The sequence below is a fragment of the Rhizobium sp. 18055 genome, from assembly GCF_902706285.1.
Lineage (GTDB): Bacteria > Pseudomonadota > Alphaproteobacteria > Rhizobiales > Rhizobiaceae > Rhizobium.
The window spans coordinates 44,641-62,036 of sequence record NZ_CACSKD010000010.1; the positions used below are offsets into that span (position 1 = coordinate 44,641).

A 17,396-nucleotide genomic window follows, 5' to 3' on the forward strand; every position below is an offset into this window, starting at 1 on the left:
ACAAAAAGCTCGCAGGATCGCGATAACAGCTTCATCTCGCCTCGTGCATATTTCGATGGTCAAATTCTCTCCCAACATCAAAGGAAGATCAGATGGCTATTGCAAAAGGCTATGCTGCGACGGACGCGTCGAAACCATTGACGCCCTTCACCTTCGAGCGACGTGAGCCAAATGATGACGACGTCGTCATTGCGGTCCAGTATTGCGGTCTCTGCCACTCCGACATTCACCAGGCCCGCAACGAATGGGGCAACTCCAAATATCCGATGGTCCCCGGCCATGAAGTCGCCGGCGTCGTCTCGGCCATCGGCTCGAAGGTAACCAAATTCAAGATCGGCGATCACGTCGGCGTCGGCTGCTTCGTCAATTCCTGCGTCGGCCTGCCCGAGCGCAATGTCGACATCGAGCAATATCTCCCCGGCATCGTCCAGACCTACAACGACGTCGAAGCCGATGGCACGACGCCGACCTATGGCGGCTACTCGGATTCGATCGTCGTCAAGGAGGGCTACGTCCTCTCCTTCCCCGAAAACATCCCGCTCGATTCCGGCGCCCCGCTTCTTTGCGCCGGCATCACCCTCTATTCGCCGCTCGCCCACTGGAAGGCCGGCCCCGGCAAGAAGGTGGCGATCGTCGGCATGGGCGGCCTCGGCCATATGGGTGTCAAGATCGGTGCGGCCATGGGTGCCGACATCACCGTTCTCAGCCAGTCGCTGTCGAAAAAGGAAGACGGCCTGCGGCTCGGTGCCAAGGACTACTACGCCACCAGCGATGCCGAGACTTTTAAAAAGCTCGCCGGCACCTTCGACCTGATCATCTGCACGGTCGGCGTCGCCATCGACTGGAATGCCTATCTCGGACTGCTGAAGGTGGACGGGACCATGGTTCTGGTCGGCGCGCCCGAGCATCCGGCACCGGTGCACGCCTTCTCGGTCATCGCCGGCCGCAAGGCGCTGGCCGGCTCCGGCATTGGCTCGATCAAGGAAACCCAGGAAATGCTGGATTTCTGCGGCAAGCACAACATCGTTTCCGACATCGAGATGATCAACATGCAGGATATCAACGAAGCGTATGAGCGCGTGCTGAAGAGCGACGTTCGCTACCGCTTCGTCATCGATATCGCCTCGCTGGCTTGATAATCCGAGATATCGGTCGATTTGGCTTTCAGCAGCCAACGCGCATACCACCGACAGACCCCGTCAATTTTTGGCGGGGTCTTTTCTTGTGCTGCAGAGCAGAACGCTTGCGTGGCGGTTGGCTCAATCAAAAAAGCCTCCGGCTCGCGCCGAAGGCTTGTCAGATCTGCGAAGCAGTGCCGTGAAGGCGCCTACTTGTCGTCGGCGATGTTTTCCCGCTGGGTAATCAGCCTTGCGCTGTGCTGACCGCTCAGGAAAATCCACAGCCAGCTCCAGGCAACGGCAAAGCGCGAACGCGTGCCGATCAGGAAGTAGATGTGGGCGATGCCCCATATCCACCAGGCAAGCCCGCCCTTGAGCTTGATCCGGCCGAAATCGGCAATCGCAGCACTCCGGCCGATCGTTGCCAGACTGCCCTGGTGGCGATAGCGAAACACCGGTGGCGCCTTGCCGGTCAGGCGCGCGCGGATGACCTTGGCGGCATAACTGCCCTGCTGCTTGGCGGCAGGCGCTACACCCGGCACCGGTGCACCGCTTTCCTGCACCACCGATGCGGTGTCGCCGATGACGAAAACATCGGGCAGTCCAGGCGCCGTCAGGTCCTTCTCGACGATGGCGCGCCCTGCGCGGTCGGCCGGGATGCCCAGCCACTTCGCGGCAGGCGATGCCTGTACGCCGGCTGCCCAGCTGATCGTCCGGCAAGGGATGAACTCGTCACCGATCTGCACGCCCTCGGCCGTGCACTGCGTCACCGGCTTCCCGAGCCGCACCTGTACACCGAGATCACCGAGTGCCTTCAGGGCATAATCGGAAAGCTCCGGCACGAAGCTCGGCAGCACCCGTGGTCCGGCTTCGACCAGGATGACCTTGGCCTTGCGGGTGTCGATATTGCGGAATTCCTTCGGCAGCGTCTTGTGCGCCAGTTCGGCGATGATCCCGGCGAGTTCCACGCCGGTCGGGCCGGCACCGACGATGGTGAATGTCAGCAACGCGTCGCGCGCCGCCGGATCCTGCGCCGTCTCCGCCTGTTCGAACGCCAGCAGCACGCGGCGGCGGATCGTCGTCGCGTCCTCGAGCGTCTTCAGGCCGGGGGCCACAGGCTCCCATTCGTCACGGCCGAAATATGCATGGGTCGCACCGGTCGCAAGCACCAGCGTGTCGTAGCGCAGGACGTTGCCATCGCGAAGCGTCACCGCCTTCGCCGCCGCATCGACGCCCTGAACTTCGCCGAGCAGCGTCGTCACTTCCGGGCGGTCGCTGTAGAGATGGCGGATCGGCCAGGCGATCTCCGAAGTCGACAAAATCGTTGTGGCGACTTGGTATAGCAAGGGCTGGAACAGATGATGATTGCGCCGATCGACAAGCGTAATACGCACACCAGCGCCCTTGAGGTCGTTTACGAGTTGCAGGCCTCCAAAGCCCCCGCCAACGACGACGACGTGATGATCACCCATAAGCTACCCTTTTTATAATTTGCATAAGAATTGACCAATGTCATCTATTGCACCCCGCTTTCAACCACCGTTTCAGCATAGCTAACCTGCGCTGACGGCCCTGCGACCAATCAGCGCGTTGGCCGGTCGCGTCGAAAAACGCACATCCGAAGACGGCGATTCAAGCTGCCGGGACCGCCCCATCGCCGCACGATAGTACCTGCATCCCAGCCATCAGGTGTCAGTCGTCTGGCATGACAGCCAACGGCAATCCCGCTCGCTTTTTGGATGACGTCCGGCAACACAGCGGATATTCCGGCAGACATTGAAACTGCGTGCGCCGACATCGGCGCCATGACGGGAGCCGAACCACATGCAGACAATCGGCCTGATCGGCGGCATGAGCTTTGAGAGTTCGGCCGTCTACTATCGCTTGATCAACGAGATGGTCCGCGACCGCCTCGGCGGTTTCGCCTCTGCCGAACTGCTGATGCATTCGGTGAACTTCGACGAGATCGTCACGATGCAGAAGGCTGGAGACTGGGACGCCGCAGGCGAACGGCTCGGCGACGTCGCAGCGCGTCTGCAGCAGGCCGGTGCCAGTTGCGTGCTGATCTGCACCAACACCATGCACCTTGTCGCCGATCCTGTCGCAGCCAGAATTTCCGTGCCCCTGATCCACATCATCGATGAGACTGCCGCCAATATAAAGGCGTCGGGATGCAGGCGCCCGCTGCTGCTTGCCACCCGCTACACCATGGAACACGGCTTCTACACCGACCGGGTGAAAAGCCTCGGCCTCGATATCATGGTGCCCGAACCGGATGATCGCACGACCGTCCACGACATCATCTTCAACGAACTCTGCGCCGGCCAGGTGCTCGACAGTTCACGGGAGACGCTGCTTGGCATCATCGAGCGCGAGCGCGCCAAGGGTGCCGACAGCATTATCCTCGGCTGCACCGAGATCTGCCTGATCCTCGATCCGGACGGCCTGCCGCTACCGGGGTTCGACACCACCAAGATCCATGCCAAGGCAGCCGTCGATTTCGTGCTCGGCAAGCAGCAGGCAGCAGCGGTCGCATAGTCGCCCTAAATTTAATTGACTAAGTCAATCAATTGCAGGACAAAGTCTTCCATCAGGAGATTTTTCCATGGACGATTCCGCTCTCATCGAAGCTGCACGCGATTTCAATCGCTTCTACACCAACTTTCTCGGCATCCTGAACAAGGCCTATCTCGACACGCCGTTCACGCTGACCGACGCCCGCGTGCTGTTCGAAATCGGCTCGCATGCGAGCGTCAGTGCCGTTGCGCTCGCCGGCGATCTCCAGCTTGACCCGGCCTACCTCAGCCGCATCCTGAAGCGCTTCCGCACCGAGGGCCTGATCGAGACGAAGCCCGATCCCGCCGACCTGCGCAGCCAGCTCATTTCGGTCACCGACACGGGACATGAGCAATTTCAGGAGCTTGGAAGACGCTCCAAAGCTAAGATCGCCGAGCGCTTCGAGGATCTGGCTATCGGCGAGCCGCAGCGCGTCGTCGGCGCCATGAAAACGATCCGCGCCCTGCTCGATCCCGGCGCAGCACCATCGCCGGCCATCATCCGCGCCCATCGCGCCGGTGACATCGGCTGGATCGTCGAGAGCCATGCCAAGGCCTATACGCAGGAATACGGCTGGGACATGCGCTTTGAAGGCCTCGTCGCCACGGTCGCCGGCCAGTTTCTCACCAACTTCGATCCGGCGCTGGAATATTGCTGGATTGCCGAACGCAGCGGCATCAATGTCGGCTCCGTCCTGATCACCAATGGCGGCAACGGCATCGCCAAGCTCCGCCTGCTCTTTGTCGACAGGTCCGCCCGAGGCCTTGGCCTCGGCAGGACGCTGGTGGACGAGTGCATTCGCTTTTCCGGAGCAAGGGGATATCGGCAGATTTCGCTCTGGACCAACGACATCCTGCACACCGCCCGCACAATCTACGTCAAGGCAGGCTTCCGGCTGGTCGCCGAGGAGAAACACAGCATGTTCGGCCCTCAACTGAACGGCCAGACCTGGGTACTCGACCTCTAATTTGATCGGTTATGAAAGTTTCGCTTGATTTGGAAACGATCATTTCCTAATGACAGCATCATGACCACCGTAGCCACCACCGCCGACAAAAGCCGACCCCGCGGACGCCCGCGCGAGTTTGATATGGACACCGCACTGGGCAAGGCGCTCGCCGTCTTTTCGGAGCGCGGCTACCACGCGGCCTCGATCAGCGAACTGACGGATGCGATGGAACTGACGTCCGGCAGCGTCTACAAGGCCTTCAGGGACAAGCGCGGCATCTTCATTGCCGCCTTCGACCGTTACCGCAAGATCCGCCGCGCCCTGCTCGACGCCCGCCTTGAGAAGGTCGGCACCGGCCGCGAGAAAGTCCGCGAGCTGCTGGTCTCCTATGCCGTCTCCTCGCATGGCGAAACAGGCAGGCGTGGCTGCCTCGTCGTCGGCAGCGCCAACGAATTGGCAATTTTCGACGAGGAAGCAGCACAGCGCGTCTCCGCCGCCTTTGCAGACAACGAGACACATCTTGCCGGTCTCATCCGCCTCGGCCAGAGCGACGGCTCGATTGACGCCGGGCTCGACACTGTCTCCACCGCCCGCACGCTGCTCTGCCTGACCGCCGGCATGCGGATCGTCGGCAAGACCGGACGCAGCGAGACGGACATGGCAGCCGTCGCTGAAGCAGCGCTGAAGCTTCTCACCTGATTTCTATCTCGGCGAGTAAGCGCCCCAAACACCCTCGAAACGTCCAAGACCCTCCCGCCTGCCCCATCGGAGCCCAGCATGAGCCTTTCTGCCACCACGCCGACGACAATTGAGACGAAAGTTGAGACGAATGAGACGTCGGTCGCCCACCCGACAATCTCGCCGTTGATGACATTCCTGTTTGCTGCCGCCTGCGGGCTGGTCGCCGCCAATCTCTACTATGGCCAGCCGCTTGCCGGCCCGATAAGCGCCTCGCTCGGCTTCAGCCCGGCCGCAACAGGACTGATCGTGACACTGACACAGATCGGCTACGGCCTCGGCCTGCTGCTGATCGTGCCGCTCGGCGATCTCCTGGAAAACCGCAAGCTGGTGCTGACGCTGATCCTGCTCTCGGCGGTCGCCATCGTCGGCGCCGCCCTCTCCTCGACACCGACGCTGTTCCTGATCGCCTCGCTGTGTATCGGGATCGGATCGGTCGCCGTGCAGGTGCTCGTTCCCTTTGCCGCCAACATGGCGCCCGATGCCTCGCGCGGTCGCGTCGTCGGCAATGTCATGAGCGGCCTGCTCTGCGGCATCATGCTGGCACGGCCGGTCGCAAGCCTTCTCGCGCAGGCCACCTCCTGGCACGTGGTCTATTATGTCTCCGCCGTCGTCATGCTGCTGCTGGCCGCCATCCTGCGTTTCAAGCTGCCGGTTCGCTTGCCCCACACTCGCCTCAGCTACGGCGCGCTTCTGGCATCGATGGGCCATCTTGCCCTGCATTCGCGCATCCTGCAGCGTCGTGCGCTTTATCAGGCCGGCATGTTCGGCGCCTTCAGCCTGTTCTGGACGACCACGCCGCTGCTGCTCGCCAGCCCCGCCTTCGGCCTGACGCAGAATGGTATCGCGCTGTTCGCGCTCGCCGGTGCTGCCGGTGCCATCGCCTCGCCGATCGCAGGCCGCCTCGCCGACCGTGACCTCGGCAGGATTGCCTCAACCATGGCGATGCTCTGCGGCATCGTCGCATTTGTGATCAGCCACTTCGCCACCGACGGTTCGGCTCTGGCCCTGGCGCTGCTGACGGCGGCCGCGATCATTCTGGATTTCGGGGTAACGACCAATCTGGTGGTCGGCCAGCGGGCGATCTATGCGATCAGCCCGGAACACCGCAGCCGCCTCAACGGCCTGTTCATGGCGACATTCTTCGTCGGCGGCGCCCTGGGCTCCGCCATCGGCGGCTGGGCCTTCGCAACCGGTGGATGGACGCTGACGGCCTGGATCGGCCTCAGCTTCCCGACGCTGGCCTTCCTGCTGTTTCTTACGGAAGGCAGGAAGAAGCGCTAAGCGCCGGAAGCATCGAAACGGACACGGGCGGTACGAACAGCATCATGGTTGTTCTCCGCCCAGTTCAACAGCAGCGCCAGGGTCTGGTAAAGCGAACGCCCGAGATCCGTCAACCGGTACTCGACGCTCGGCGGCTTGGTCGGAAACACCTCGCGCTCGACATAGCCATCGCGCTGCAGATCCCGCAGCGTCTGCGTCAGCATGCGTTGCGAGATATCCGGGATCATCCGCCGCAGCTCGCCAAAGCGGTAAGGCCGCTGCGACAGCGCCTCCAGCATCAGCGTCGACCACTTGCCGCCAATCTGCTGCATCATGTCGCGCACCGGGCAATTGTTGAAGTCGAGCTTGCTGAGATCGACCTCATGCCTGATGCGCGGCTCGGCCTTGCTCTTCAAATTGACGACGGTAGCAGCCATGCCAGCGGTTCCCTTTTGGTAACTTACGGCGCAAAAACTGCCTCCTTTACACCATGTCGTCAATCCCTATTCTAGCGCTAGTCTCTTTTTGAGACCTGCAATTGAACCAGAGGTAAAGACATGAGCGAAACGATTCTCATCACCGGTGCAGCCGGCCAGCTCGGCCAGCGCGTCATCCACCACCTGCTCGAGACCTGCAAGGTTCCTGCGGCCAGCCTGATCGCCGCCAGCCGCGACACATCCAAGCTCGCCGACCTCGCCGCCAAGGGTGTCGCCACCCGCAAGGCCGATTTCGACGATGCAGCCTCGCTGGAAGAAGCCTTTGAGGGCGTCGATCGCGTGCTCCTCATCAGCACAGACGCACTCGCCGTCCCCGGCCTGCGCCTGAAGCAGCACACAACAGCCGTTGCCGCCGCCGTCAAGGCAGGTGTCAAGCACATCGCCTACACATCCATGCCGTCGCCGGACAAGTCGCTGGTTACCTTCGCGCCGGACCATCTCGGCACAGAGACTGCGATCAAGGCAAGCGGCCTGCCCTACACGATCATCCGCAATGCCTGGTATCTCGACAACTACATGCATTCCATGCCGCACAATCTGCAGGGTGGCAGCTGGTACACGGCATCGGGCGACGGCAAGGTGCCGAACATTTCGCGTGAGGATTGCGCCATGGGCGCTGCCGCCGCGCTCGCATCCGGCACCACCGAAAGCGCCACCTACACCCTGACCGGCAGCCAATCGCTGAACGCTGATCAGATCGCGGCAATCATCTCCGACGTCGCGGGCAAGCCGTTGGCAGCCGTTCAGGTCAACGACGAACAGCTGAACCAGGGCATGCTCGGCGCCGGCCTGCCCGATTTCGTCGCCACCATGCTGGTATCGGCCGACGCCAACATCCGCGCCGGCAACTTCGACCACGTCACCACGGATTTCAACAGGCTGACCGGCAAGCAGCCGCAGACGCTGAAGGAATTCTTCGTGGCCCACAAGGCGGCACTCACCGCCTGATAGAGCCAAATAAAAAAGCCCGCCCTGCATCATGTCCAGGGCGGGCTTTTCGTTGATTGGATTTTTAGATTTTCTGGCCGCAGGCGCGGCAGAAGCGCCTGACCGTCTCGGCCATGCCGAACTCAAGCGCATCCGCCGTCAGCCCGTGCCCGATCGACACTTCGGCCAGCTTCGGAATGCGCTTCACCAACAACGGCAGATTGGCCACCGTCAGATCGTGACCGGCATTGATGCCAAGTCCGATCGCCAGTGCCGCATCGGCCGTCTTGCCGAGCGCTTCGAGGATCGGGCCTACCCGCTCCGGCGCATCGTAACAGCCGCCATACGGGCCAGTGTAAAGCTCGATCCGGTCGGCACCCACAGCCCTCGCAATCGCCACGGCCTCCGCGTCCCCATCGCCATCGGCAAACAGCGACACGCGCGTCCCCATCCTCTTCAGGCGCCCGATCACATCGGCCAGCAATTCCTGATGCTTGCGGAAATCCCAACCGTGGTCGGACGTCGCCTGCGACGGATCGTCCGGCACCAGCGTCACCTGCTCCGGGGCAGTCCTGGCGCACAGTTCGAGGAACTCGTCGGTCGGATAGCCCTCGATGTTGAACTCGGCATCCGGAAACTCGTCGTCGATCAGATTGCGGATCACCGGCAGATCCGAGAAGCGAATATGCCGCTCGTCCGGCCGCGGATGCACGGTCAATCCGCTCGCACCCGATTGAAGGGCGATGCGCCCCAGCGCCTCGACGCTGGGCCACGGCAGATCGCGACGATTGCGCAGCATGGCAACGGCATTGAGATTGACGGAAAGCGTGGTCGGCATGGCAGGTTTCCATTCAGCGAAGAAAGCTGAACTGCTTTTAAGCCAATGACCCCGCCGGGGCCAACGAGATTCGTGCATGCATCCATGCGATTTTCTGATGGGAACCACAACCTGTGCACGCAGAAAAAGAGAAAGTAACGCCAGCATCGCCAAAGCAAGAAAAACGATTAATCACCGACGTATAAGATCCTGCGAACAACATCTCGCAAAAGCAGCGGCATTGCGCTTCGTACATCCGACTATTATTTACAAGTGACTATTTTTAAGACTAACAAATCAGGCATTTGACGCATAGTCTGATCACAATGAATCGCCAAGGACAGCCGATCATTGCTTCGTAGACTGGAGAGTAACGCCTACCCGGAAACCACGCGACCGCGCCCGTATCTCTGCCATGCGCAACCCGCATCACGCGTACATCAGGAGGGCTCATGTCCGACCGACACAAGCAAACCGCGCCGCCAAGCGCTTCCGCGCAGGCCCCGCCCGATTATCGGTTCTTGCCGTCTGCGGTGTGTCCACCCAATTTGCCGCACGGCCGGGTGGCGATTGCCGATATGGCCAATGCCTTCGGCGTCACCCACAGGACCCTGCATTTCTACGAGGAAAAATGTCTGATCGCCTCCAGCCGCATAGGGCTGATGCGCGTCTACAACCCGACAGACATCATGCGGATGGCCGTGATCAACGTTTGCCGCGAAGCCGGCATGCCCGTGGCCGTCATTCAGGAACTGATGACCGATCTCTGTCGGTCGACATCACAGCAGGAGGCCGACGCCGTGTTCAACGCCGCCTTGGCGTCGCGAAAGCGCGAACTCAGTGCGGAAATGTCGACGCTGCATCGCCAGTTGCAGCAGGTGACCGAGCTTCTCGACCGAGGCAGCCCCAACACCGAACCGTCGCTCAACGACAACGAAAACGACCGGTGCCTGACCGATCAGGAGCGCCGCTGCCTGGCACTGATGGCCGAGGGCCTGTCGACGCAACGCCTCGCGCGCGCCCTCGACCTGAAGGAAGACGACGCGAAATCGATCGAAGCGGCCATCATCATCAAGCTCAGCTCCAACAACCGCTTCCAGGCGATCGCCAAGGCCGTGCTTCTGGGCATCGTGCACGTCTGAACGAGCAACCGATCGCTCCGCCCACAGCCTCCGGACAGTTCAGCGAACGATGGTGATCGTCTCCGCAGCACGCGTGATCGCCGTATAGAGCCAGCGTTCCCTCGTATCGCGAAACGCCCAGCTTTCATCGAACAGCACGACATTGTTCCATTGCGAACCCTGCGCCTTGTGAACGGTCAATGCATAGCCGAAGTCGAACTCGTCATAGCGCTTGCGGGTATTCCAGGGGATCTCTTCCTCGACATTCTCGAACACCTGCTTCAGCAGCTTGATCTTCGCCGCCCCGCGATCGATGTCGTCGTCCTCGGGCCGGATCAGCAGATTGATGCCGGGTTTCGTCGTTTCCTTCGACGACGTCATCACCTGCCACAGCGAGCCGTTCAGCAACCCCTTGGCAGGATCGTTGCGCAGGCACACCAGCTTGTCGCCTGCCTGCGGATAATCGGTGGTGAACCCCTTGAGCTCGCGCAGCCGCTGGTTATAGCGCCGGCGCGTACGGTTGGTTCCAACCAGCACCTGATCGGCATCCAGCACCAGCGCCTGGTTGACCTCGTTCTTCGAGATCACCTGCGCGGCGCCGTAATCGCCGTACATGATCTCCTTGCCCTCGCGCACCTGCATGGCGAGCCCGATGATCGGGTTGTCGCGCGCCTGCCGGTGAATGTCGGTCAGCAGGTAATCCGGCTCCTGGTTGGTGAAATAGCCCCCACCGGATACCGGCGGCAACTGCCCGGGATCGCCGAGCACCAGGATCGGCGTGCCGAAGCTCATCAGATCCTTGCCCAGCGCCTCATCCACCATCGAGCACTCGTCGACGATGATCAGCGCGGCCTTCGCCACCGGGCTCTGCCGGTTGATGGTAAACATCGGCGCGATCGAGGTCTTGCCGGTCTCTTCGTCCTCGACGGCCTCTTCGCCGCGAGGCCGGTAGATCAGCGAATGCAGCGTGCGGGCATTGCTGGCACCCCGCGTACGCAACACCTGTGCCGCCTTGCCGGTGAACGCCGCAAACAGCACGTCGCCATCGACATGTTCGGCAAAATGCCGCGCAAGGGTGGTCTTGCCCGTACCGGCATAGCCGAACAGGCGGAAAATCGGTGTCTTTCCCTCTTTCAGCCATTTTGCAACGGCTTTCAGGGCTTCGTCTTGTTGCGGAGCAAATTGCATGATCAATCGACTTGGCAGGATTCGCGCGGGATAGGCAACCGCAAAAATCCGGGGTTTGCGGGAGAAAGCCATCCAAACAGGCATGACAGCCGAGATCGGCACGCCTACAAACGGACGAACGCCGCCTCGCCTCACACGGCAGCAACAATTGGATCTCGTCCGACATGACCGACGTGCAAAATGCCAACCCGATCGTCGTCGAAGACCAGCGCCTGGAGCGGCCCGACATCGAGGCGCTATCGGCTAAGAACACCGCGGTCAAACTGTTGCGCTGCGATCTGGAGGAATGCGACCTGTCGCGGCTATCGATGCTCGGCTGGCTGTTCGACGGCTGCATCCTCAAGCGAACGAACCTGATCGGTGCCAAACTCGAGGGCTCACGCTGGGAGGGCTGCCGCGGCGGTTTTGCCGATTTCACCGGCGCCGATCTGTCGGAGACCAGAATAACCGGATGCGACTTCAACAACGCCAACTTCCGCGGCGCCACGATGACCTCTTCGATCATCAAGCGCAGCAAGATGACCGGCGCCAACCTTTCGGAAACCAAGTCGCTGAACGCCAGCTTCGAGGAAGTCCTGTTCGCCGACGCCCGACTGCCGAACTTTTCCTTCCGCAAGATGCGGCTGATCAAGCTCGAGTTCCAGAACGCCGACCTGCGCAAATCCGATTTTCGCCTGGCAGTCTTCGACGGCTGCAGCTTGCGCGATGCCAATCTGGTGGATTGCCGCTTCGAAGGCGCAGACCTGCGCGGCGCCGATCTCGGCGGCATCAGGCTCTTCAACGCCAAGCAGTTCAAGGGCGCAACCATTTCGCGGAGCCAGGCCGGCCAACTGCTGGCCGAGCTTGGCCTGAACGTTCAATAGCTGCGCTCTTTGGTTGCTACTGAAATAAGGTAACCCGGATACCGACTTGCTCAAAGGAATGCTGCAATTTGCGGGAACCGGCTATCTGCTTGGCAACGATACCCTCAGGATCGAAGAGATCAGATCTGAGTTCGACCAGCCAGACGCGCGAATGAACTGCCAAGGCGCGCTGCACGGCCGGTCTATCCTCGCTGCTCACGACCGGAGTAGCGGTAAATCGTCGATGCGTCGGATCGATAACCGGAAACGGCCCCGGCACGACAAGCAGATCAGGCAAGTTGGGCACACCCGGACCATAATAGGCGAATGGAAGATAAACTTCGCTTGAATTGCCGATAATGAGATCACCGGGTTCACTCTGTTCCGCGATCTGCCTGATGATGCCTCGCCAGTCCTCAGTTGACCACGTGTAGTAGGCCCCGGTCGAAAATGCACAAAGAGAGCCAACCAAGACAATCGCCGCCAATCGAAGCAATGGCTGCGTCAGTCCTGCCACAATGCCGAAGGCCACCAGTGCAAGCACCGAAGGCGCCATCCATGCGAATAGCCGGTCAATGAAAATCGGCTTGGCAAGGTAGCTCACCAGCAGCACAGAAGCCCAGGGAAGCAGGAGAACGGTGACAAGCAGCACGGCCAGGGGTGGCGCCAGGCGCCACAAAAGCACCACCCCCGCGACTCCAAAGAATGCGATCAGGATCAGCGATGGAATGGTGCCTGCAATCAGATACCACGCGCTGAGAAGATCATGCGCAGTGAAGACGATCCAGAACGGCGTGCCTGAGAAGCCGGTTACCTGGCGGACATAAGTCGGAATGTAGGGCGACCATATGAGCAGCGCACCAAGACCAGGGAGGATGACGGCAAGCAGTTTATGCCAGCGATTTCCCCCCGGCAGCAAAAGCAGCGACAGACCAAGGCCCACCCATATTCCGAACGCGATGAACAATGCGGTGTTGTGTAGCCAGAGGGTCGCGCCTGTGCCGACCGAAAGCATAACGATGCCGGGCAAAAGCGCGCGAAAATCGGAACGCTGACGGTCACTTTGAAAAAGCAAGAGCCGGACAACCAGAAGCGCGCCCAGCACAGCAAATGACGCCGTCAACGTCTCCAGCGCGTAAGGCCGGGCCTGCTGGGCATATCTGATATTGCCGAAATTGAGCGCAAGAAAAAATGCAGCGAGAAGCGCAACTTTATCGCCGGTCGGCCCTGCCTTCAGAACCCTGCCTGACACCGCGACCAGCACGATGGTCAGTAGGCTGGCCAGCACGGTGGGGCCGCGCAGTGCCACTTCCGATGTTCCAAAGAGCGCCGTCCAGCCTTTCAACAGCGTATAGTAGAGCGGCGGATGCCCCTCATAGGTGGGCACGACCGTCCACAGATCATGTAGCGATCTGGATGCGAACCAGGCGCTGTAGGCCTCATCCAACCACACCGACCGCGTCAGTGACGGTATGCGCAGCGCCAATCCCAATAAGGCGACCAGAGCAACGGCAAGCCAAAATCGGTGCGAGCCGCGTGGGGAACGCATATCAGTGCCACTATCCGTCTGCAGCGCGCTGCTCATAGTGCAATGGCGCGCTTGGTGAGGTGGAGATGCAGCTTGGGGAAATACGCGCATTCACGCTCGACGGGCAGATACAATTCGCAACCTGTTTCCTGCATGCATGCCCCCCTACTTTCCTATGTATGAAAGCTACTCAAGCACGGTAAAATTTGTCCTAAGCGTCAATCGGACAACAGCGCCGAACGACCCGCAATGGATGGACGAAGCTCCGATCCAGAAAATCCTCACGCCCCCGGGAATAAAACCGTCCCCTCTCGTGTCTCATGTCAGGCAACGCAAAAAGTGTCTGCCCAACCCGAGGAGAGAGCCGATGAAATCCGCAAAATTCCTGATCGTCATGGCCGTCGCATCCGCAGCCGCCACCGCAGCCTTCGCAGCCCCGCCGTTGAAGACCGTCGATTCCGCCAAGGGCAAGGTACTGGCCGGCGAGAATGGCATGTCGCTCTACACCTTCAAGAAGGACACCATGGGCGTGTCCAATTGCGATGGCGATTGCGCCAAGGCCTGGCCGCCACTGATGGCCGATGGCAATGCCAAGGCAGAAGGGGCATACTCGATCGTCGACCGCAAGGACGGCAGTAAGCAGTGGGCCAAGGACGGCATGCCCCTCTACTTCTGGATGAAGGACGCCAAGATGGGCGATGTCACCGGCGACGGTTTCAAGGATGTCTGGAATGTCGCAAAGCCATAAGCGGCATACGGGATATCGGGCATGAAGCCACCCGCACACGAAAGCTTCGAGGGCCAGATCCTGGCCCTCCTCCCGGCGCTTAGGCGCTATTCCCGCAGCCTGACCCGCTCCGATACCGACGGCGAGGACCTGCTGCAGGACTGCGTCGAGAAGGTGCTTGCCCGCCGCACTCAATGGCGCGGGCTGAACCTGCGCGGCTGGATCCTGACGATCATGACCAATCTCTACCGCAACCAACGCCGCAGCACCATCCACAGCAATCTCGTCGATCTCGAAGGCGCCGGCGAACTCGCCGCCCCCGAGGTGCCGAACGACCCGCTCGAGCGCGCACGGCTCGAAGCTGCTTTGAATAGCCTGTCGGAAGATCATCGCGCCGTGCTGATGCTCATCGTCATCGAAGGCTACACCTACCAGCAGGTCGCATCGGTGCTCGATATCCCGATCGGCACGGTCATGTCGCGCCTGTCGCGCGCCCGCCAGCAGATCGCCGATCGCCTGAAGGCAGACAACATCATTACGCTTCGGAGACCGAAATGACCGAGATCAACCCCACCGTCACCGAAGCGGACCTGCACGCCTATGCCGACGGCCAGTTGCCGGATGCAGACCACGCCCGCATCGAAGCCTGGCTGCACGACAATGCCGAGGATGTCGCCAAGGTCGAGGCATGGCAGGCACAGAATGCCGGGATCAGGTCGATGTTCGCGGGCTACGAGAAAACCAAGCCTGCAGATGCCGATCTGGTGGGTCAGTCACCCCGCCTCTCCTCGTCGTCGAAGCGCCTCGCCGCTGTCGCGGCAACCATCGCCGTCTTTGCCGCCGGCACCCTCGCCGGCCACTACGGCCCGATCCTGTTCGAACAGCCGGCGCTACAACTGACGGCGTCGGAAACCTTCCCGAAGCAGGCACAGAACGCCTTCCTGGTTTACGCTGGCGAAGTCCGCCATCCCGTCGAGGTATTCGCCAACGAGGAAGCGCATTTGGCCACATGGCTCGGCAAGCGGCTGGCCATCTCGAACCTCAAGGTTCCAGACCTGCAGAGCCTGAATTACCACCTAGTCGGCGGCCGTCTGCTGCCTGTCGATGGCAAGCCGGGGGCGATGTTCATGTACGAGAACCAGACAGGCGAACGCCTGACCGTTCTGGTCGGCCGCAACGCCAGCAACAGGACGACCAGCTTCCGCTTTGCCTCGTCTGATAATGTCGAGACCTTCTACTGGATCGACGGCGAACTCGGCTATGCCGTCACCGGCGAGATCTCGCGGGACGCATTGCAGAAAGTCGCGGAGGAATGCTACCGCCAGTTCCCGTCATGACGTCACCTGGCAGTGACACGCCCTATTGACCGCTAACGCAGCGGATCATTCTCCCGCACGATCGGCTTGCCATGCGGCGTGGCTTCGGCCGCCCGCTGCCAACTTTGCTGCAAGGCGAGGATCGTATCGGCATCGGCCACGCCGCGGCTGACAAGGATCGCCGAAAGTGCTGCCACCCAGCAGTCGAAATAATCGCCGCCGTCTTCAGCCCGGCCGGGCTTGTGCAACTCGGCGGACAGGCTCTCCGCCCACTCGCTCCACGAAAACAATCCGCGCTCGTGCAGATGCACGGTCATCGCAAAGGCTTCCGCCGCCCAGGGCTGCGGAAACACCGGCTCGCCATCTGCAGCGCGCGGCAGCTGCGGCGATTGCGCCAGCGGCGACCGGGTTTCACACGCGCTCAAGATAGCTCTCCCAGGCATCGATGGACACGGTGAGCGAAGGATCAGCCCCCTCGCCCCAGATCTCGCCGCCGTCGAACACGACGGTGTAGACCCATTGCGGGTTCTCGCCCTTGCCATGCGCATTGTCGTCAGGAAACACGAAAGTGCCCTGCACCGCCTCGATCATCCCGACCTTGGCACGCGCGTAGCGCGGCAGCCGCGTGTGTGTCACCGGATTGAAATTCCGCGTCTTCACCCGGTCGCCGACCGCAAACCGCGCCGCAGCCTCCACCGGACGATCGCACGGCCCACCCTTGGCGAGCACCCCTGCCACCATGTCGGCCGTCAGCACCCGCTTCGGTGTCGCCCCGTCGAACTGCTTGTGGCCGGCCTCGATCTCCTCGGCCCTGAGGAACCCGTGCCGCTGGAGCAGCACTTCCAGCGCCCGCGTCCAGATCTCGTAGTAGCTGGCCGAGAGATAGCGCGCTGGCGGAATGCTTTCGCGCGCGTGCCGGCTCTCGTCGATGGTCCAGGCACCGAAGGCACCGCAGGAAAGCGTTAGCCCGAGCGCCCGCTTTTCCCACTCCGCATGAAAATACGGCTCGTCCTTCTCCGGCGCCACCGGCCCAAAGCCCATCTGCCCGCCAAGATCATGCGGCCCGTTCATGCCGCTGCTCCAGGCAGTGCAGCGGCAACACCGGCACCGATCATCGCATCGCGGCTGACCAGATCGGCGAGCTGCTCCTCGCTCCAGCCCTCGGTGCCCGCAGGTCGCTGGGGAATGACCAGATAACGCAACTCCGCCGTCGAATCCCACACCCGGATCTTCTGCCCCTCGGGCAGCGTCACGCCGAATTCGGCAAGCACGCCGCGCGGATCGATCACCGCCCGCGAGCGATAGCTCGGCGCTTTGTACCAGACAGGCGGCAGGCCGAGGACGGACCACGGATAGCAGGAGCACAGCGTGCAGACGACGAGATTGTGCGTCTCGTCGGTGTTGAACACCGCGCGCATGTGCTCGCCCTGCCGTCCGGTATAGCCGAGGCTGGCAATCGCCGCCGTCGCATCCGTCTTCAGCCATCCAGCAAATTCGGGATCGCTCCAGGCCTTGGCCACCACGCGCGCGCCGTTTCGTGGCCCGATCCTGGTCTGATAGGTATCGACGATCACATCGATGGCCTGAGGATCGATCAGCCCCTTCTCGGTCAGCACCGTCTCCAGTGCCTTCACCCGCGCCTGCATGTCGGAATAGTGGTTGTCGTGGTCATGCCCATGGGGATGAACGTGGTCATCGCCGTGATGGTGATCGTCGTCGTGCACGAGAGAACCTCCGCCAGTTGATCACACCATCTTTAGGCGCTTCGAAACGCACCGCCAACCCCTGCCATGCTCATGCGTGTTCTCG

General features: G+C 61.5%; 19 protein-coding genes. 11 read left to right on the plus strand and 8 right to left on the minus strand.

The window, feature by feature from the left end; genetic code table 11:
• The first annotated feature begins 92 nt into the window (after window positions 1-92).
• Window positions 93-1,136: an NAD(P)-dependent alcohol dehydrogenase gene (locus GVL52_RS17590; protein ID WP_160009439.1), complete on the plus strand. Its 1,044-nt coding sequence runs from the start codon at window positions 93-95 to the stop codon at window positions 1,134-1,136.
• Between the two features lie 191 nt (window positions 1,137-1,327).
• On the opposite strand, the gene GVL52_RS17595 is transcribed toward GVL52_RS17590, so the two are convergent.
• A complete protein-coding gene (locus tag GVL52_RS17595) occupies window positions 1,328-2,590 on the minus strand; it encodes an NAD(P)/FAD-dependent oxidoreductase (RefSeq protein ID WP_160009441.1) in 1,263 nt (420 codons plus the stop codon).
• 352 nt (window positions 2,591-2,942) lie between these two features.
• Here GVL52_RS17595 and GVL52_RS17600 point away from each other — a divergent pair, with 352 nt between their 5' ends.
• The 4 genes from GVL52_RS17600 to GVL52_RS17615 all read left to right on the plus strand — a co-directional run bounded on the left by GVL52_RS17600 (window position 2,943) and on the right by GVL52_RS17615 (window position 6,645).
• Window positions 2,943-3,656 (plus strand): aspartate/glutamate racemase family protein, encoded by a 714-nt coding sequence (locus tag GVL52_RS17600; RefSeq protein ID WP_160009443.1) that lies wholly within the window; start codon window positions 2,943-2,945, stop codon window positions 3,654-3,656.
• 67 nt (window positions 3,657-3,723) lie between these two features.
• Window positions 3,724-4,641, plus strand: a complete 918-nt coding sequence (locus tag GVL52_RS17605; RefSeq protein WP_160009445.1) for a bifunctional helix-turn-helix transcriptional regulator/GNAT family N-acetyltransferase — start codon at window positions 3,724-3,726, stop codon at window positions 4,639-4,641.
• Window positions 4,642-4,701: 60 nt separating this feature from the next.
• Entirely contained in the window at window positions 4,702-5,322 is a 621-nt protein-coding gene (locus tag GVL52_RS17610) for a TetR/AcrR family transcriptional regulator (RefSeq protein ID WP_160009447.1), read from the plus strand.
• A gap of 168 nt (window positions 5,323-5,490) precedes the next feature.
• Entirely contained in the window at window positions 5,491-6,645 is a 1,155-nt protein-coding gene (locus GVL52_RS17615; protein ID WP_160009730.1) for an MFS transporter, read from the plus strand.
• On the opposite strand, the gene GVL52_RS17620 is transcribed toward GVL52_RS17615, so the two are convergent.
• On the minus strand, window positions 6,642-7,061 hold the full coding sequence (locus GVL52_RS17620) for a helix-turn-helix domain-containing protein (protein ID WP_160009449.1): 420 nt from the start codon (window positions 7,059-7,061) through the stop codon (window positions 6,642-6,644). The genes GVL52_RS17615 and GVL52_RS17620 overlap by 4 nt on opposite strands.
• Window positions 7,062-7,181: 120 nt before the next feature.
• Between GVL52_RS17620 and GVL52_RS17625 the strand changes: the two genes are divergently transcribed.
• Window positions 7,182-8,069, plus strand: coding sequence for an SDR family oxidoreductase (locus tag GVL52_RS17625; protein WP_160009451.1), 888 nt, complete (start codon window positions 7,182-7,184; stop codon window positions 8,067-8,069).
• A gap of 64 nt (window positions 8,070-8,133) precedes the next feature.
• On the opposite strand, the gene GVL52_RS17630 is transcribed toward GVL52_RS17625, so the two are convergent.
• Entirely contained in the window at window positions 8,134-8,886 is a 753-nt protein-coding gene (locus tag GVL52_RS17630) for a pyridoxine 5'-phosphate synthase (RefSeq protein WP_160009453.1), read from the minus strand.
• A gap of 431 nt (window positions 8,887-9,317) precedes the next feature.
• Here GVL52_RS17630 and GVL52_RS17635 point away from each other — a divergent pair, with 431 nt between their 5' ends.
• Entirely contained in the window at window positions 9,318-10,007 is a 690-nt protein-coding gene (locus GVL52_RS17635; RefSeq protein WP_160009455.1) for a MerR family transcriptional regulator, read from the plus strand.
• A 39-nt stretch (window positions 10,008-10,046) separates the two neighbouring features.
• Here GVL52_RS17635 and GVL52_RS17640 read toward each other — a convergent pair whose 3' ends face one another.
• Complete coding sequence (locus GVL52_RS17640) at window positions 10,047-11,174, minus strand: ATP-dependent RecD-like DNA helicase (protein WP_160009457.1); 1,128 nt, start codon at window positions 11,172-11,174, stop codon at window positions 10,047-10,049.
• 164 nt (window positions 11,175-11,338) lie between these two features.
• Between GVL52_RS17640 and GVL52_RS17645 the strand changes: the two genes are divergently transcribed.
• On the plus strand, window positions 11,339-12,037 hold the full coding sequence (locus GVL52_RS17645; protein WP_160009459.1) for a pentapeptide repeat-containing protein: 699 nt from the start codon (window positions 11,339-11,341) through the stop codon (window positions 12,035-12,037).
• Between the two features lie 16 nt (window positions 12,038-12,053).
• Here GVL52_RS17645 and GVL52_RS17650 read toward each other — a convergent pair whose 3' ends face one another.
• On the minus strand, window positions 12,054-13,565 hold the full coding sequence (locus GVL52_RS17650) for a glycosyltransferase family 39 protein (protein ID WP_160009461.1): 1,512 nt from the start codon (window positions 13,563-13,565) through the stop codon (window positions 12,054-12,056).
• Window positions 13,566-13,911: 346 nt separating this feature from the next.
• Here GVL52_RS17650 and GVL52_RS17655 point away from each other — a divergent pair, with 346 nt between their 5' ends.
• Genes GVL52_RS17655 through GVL52_RS17665 form a run of 3 tightly spaced genes read left to right on the plus strand, consistent with a single transcriptional unit; the run spans window position 13,912 to window position 15,608 of the window.
• Entirely contained in the window at window positions 13,912-14,292 is a 381-nt protein-coding gene (locus tag GVL52_RS17655) for a hypothetical protein (RefSeq protein WP_160009463.1), read from the plus strand.
• Window positions 14,293-14,313: 21 nt separating this feature from the next.
• Window positions 14,314-14,829, plus strand: a complete 516-nt coding sequence (locus GVL52_RS17660) for an RNA polymerase sigma factor (RefSeq protein ID WP_160009465.1) — start codon at window positions 14,314-14,316, stop codon at window positions 14,827-14,829.
• A complete protein-coding gene (locus GVL52_RS17665; protein ID WP_160009467.1) occupies window positions 14,826-15,608 on the plus strand; it encodes an anti-sigma factor in 783 nt (260 codons plus the stop codon). The genes GVL52_RS17660 and GVL52_RS17665 overlap by 4 nt, the downstream gene beginning before the upstream one ends.
• A 32-nt stretch (window positions 15,609-15,640) precedes the next feature.
• Here the strand turns inward: GVL52_RS17665 and GVL52_RS17670 are convergent, their stop codons facing one another.
• Genes GVL52_RS17670 through nthA form a run of 3 tightly spaced genes read right to left on the minus strand, consistent with a single transcriptional unit; the run spans window position 15,641 to window position 17,311 of the window.
• Window positions 15,641-16,012, minus strand: a complete 372-nt coding sequence (locus tag GVL52_RS17670) for a nitrile hydratase accessory protein (RefSeq protein WP_160009469.1) — start codon at window positions 16,010-16,012, stop codon at window positions 15,641-15,643.
• Window positions 15,999-16,658, minus strand: a complete 660-nt coding sequence (nthB, locus tag GVL52_RS17675; protein ID WP_160009471.1) for a nitrile hydratase subunit beta — start codon at window positions 16,656-16,658, stop codon at window positions 15,999-16,001. The genes GVL52_RS17670 and nthB overlap by 14 nt, the downstream gene beginning before the upstream one ends.
• Window positions 16,655-17,311 carry a nitrile hydratase subunit alpha gene (gene nthA / locus GVL52_RS17680; RefSeq protein ID WP_160009473.1) on the minus strand — a complete coding sequence of 219 codons (657 nt, stop codon included), beginning with the start codon at window positions 17,309-17,311 and terminating at the stop codon, window positions 16,655-16,657. Before nthA ends, nthB begins: the two co-directional genes overlap by 4 nt.
• Window positions 17,312-17,396 lie beyond the last annotated feature (85 nt).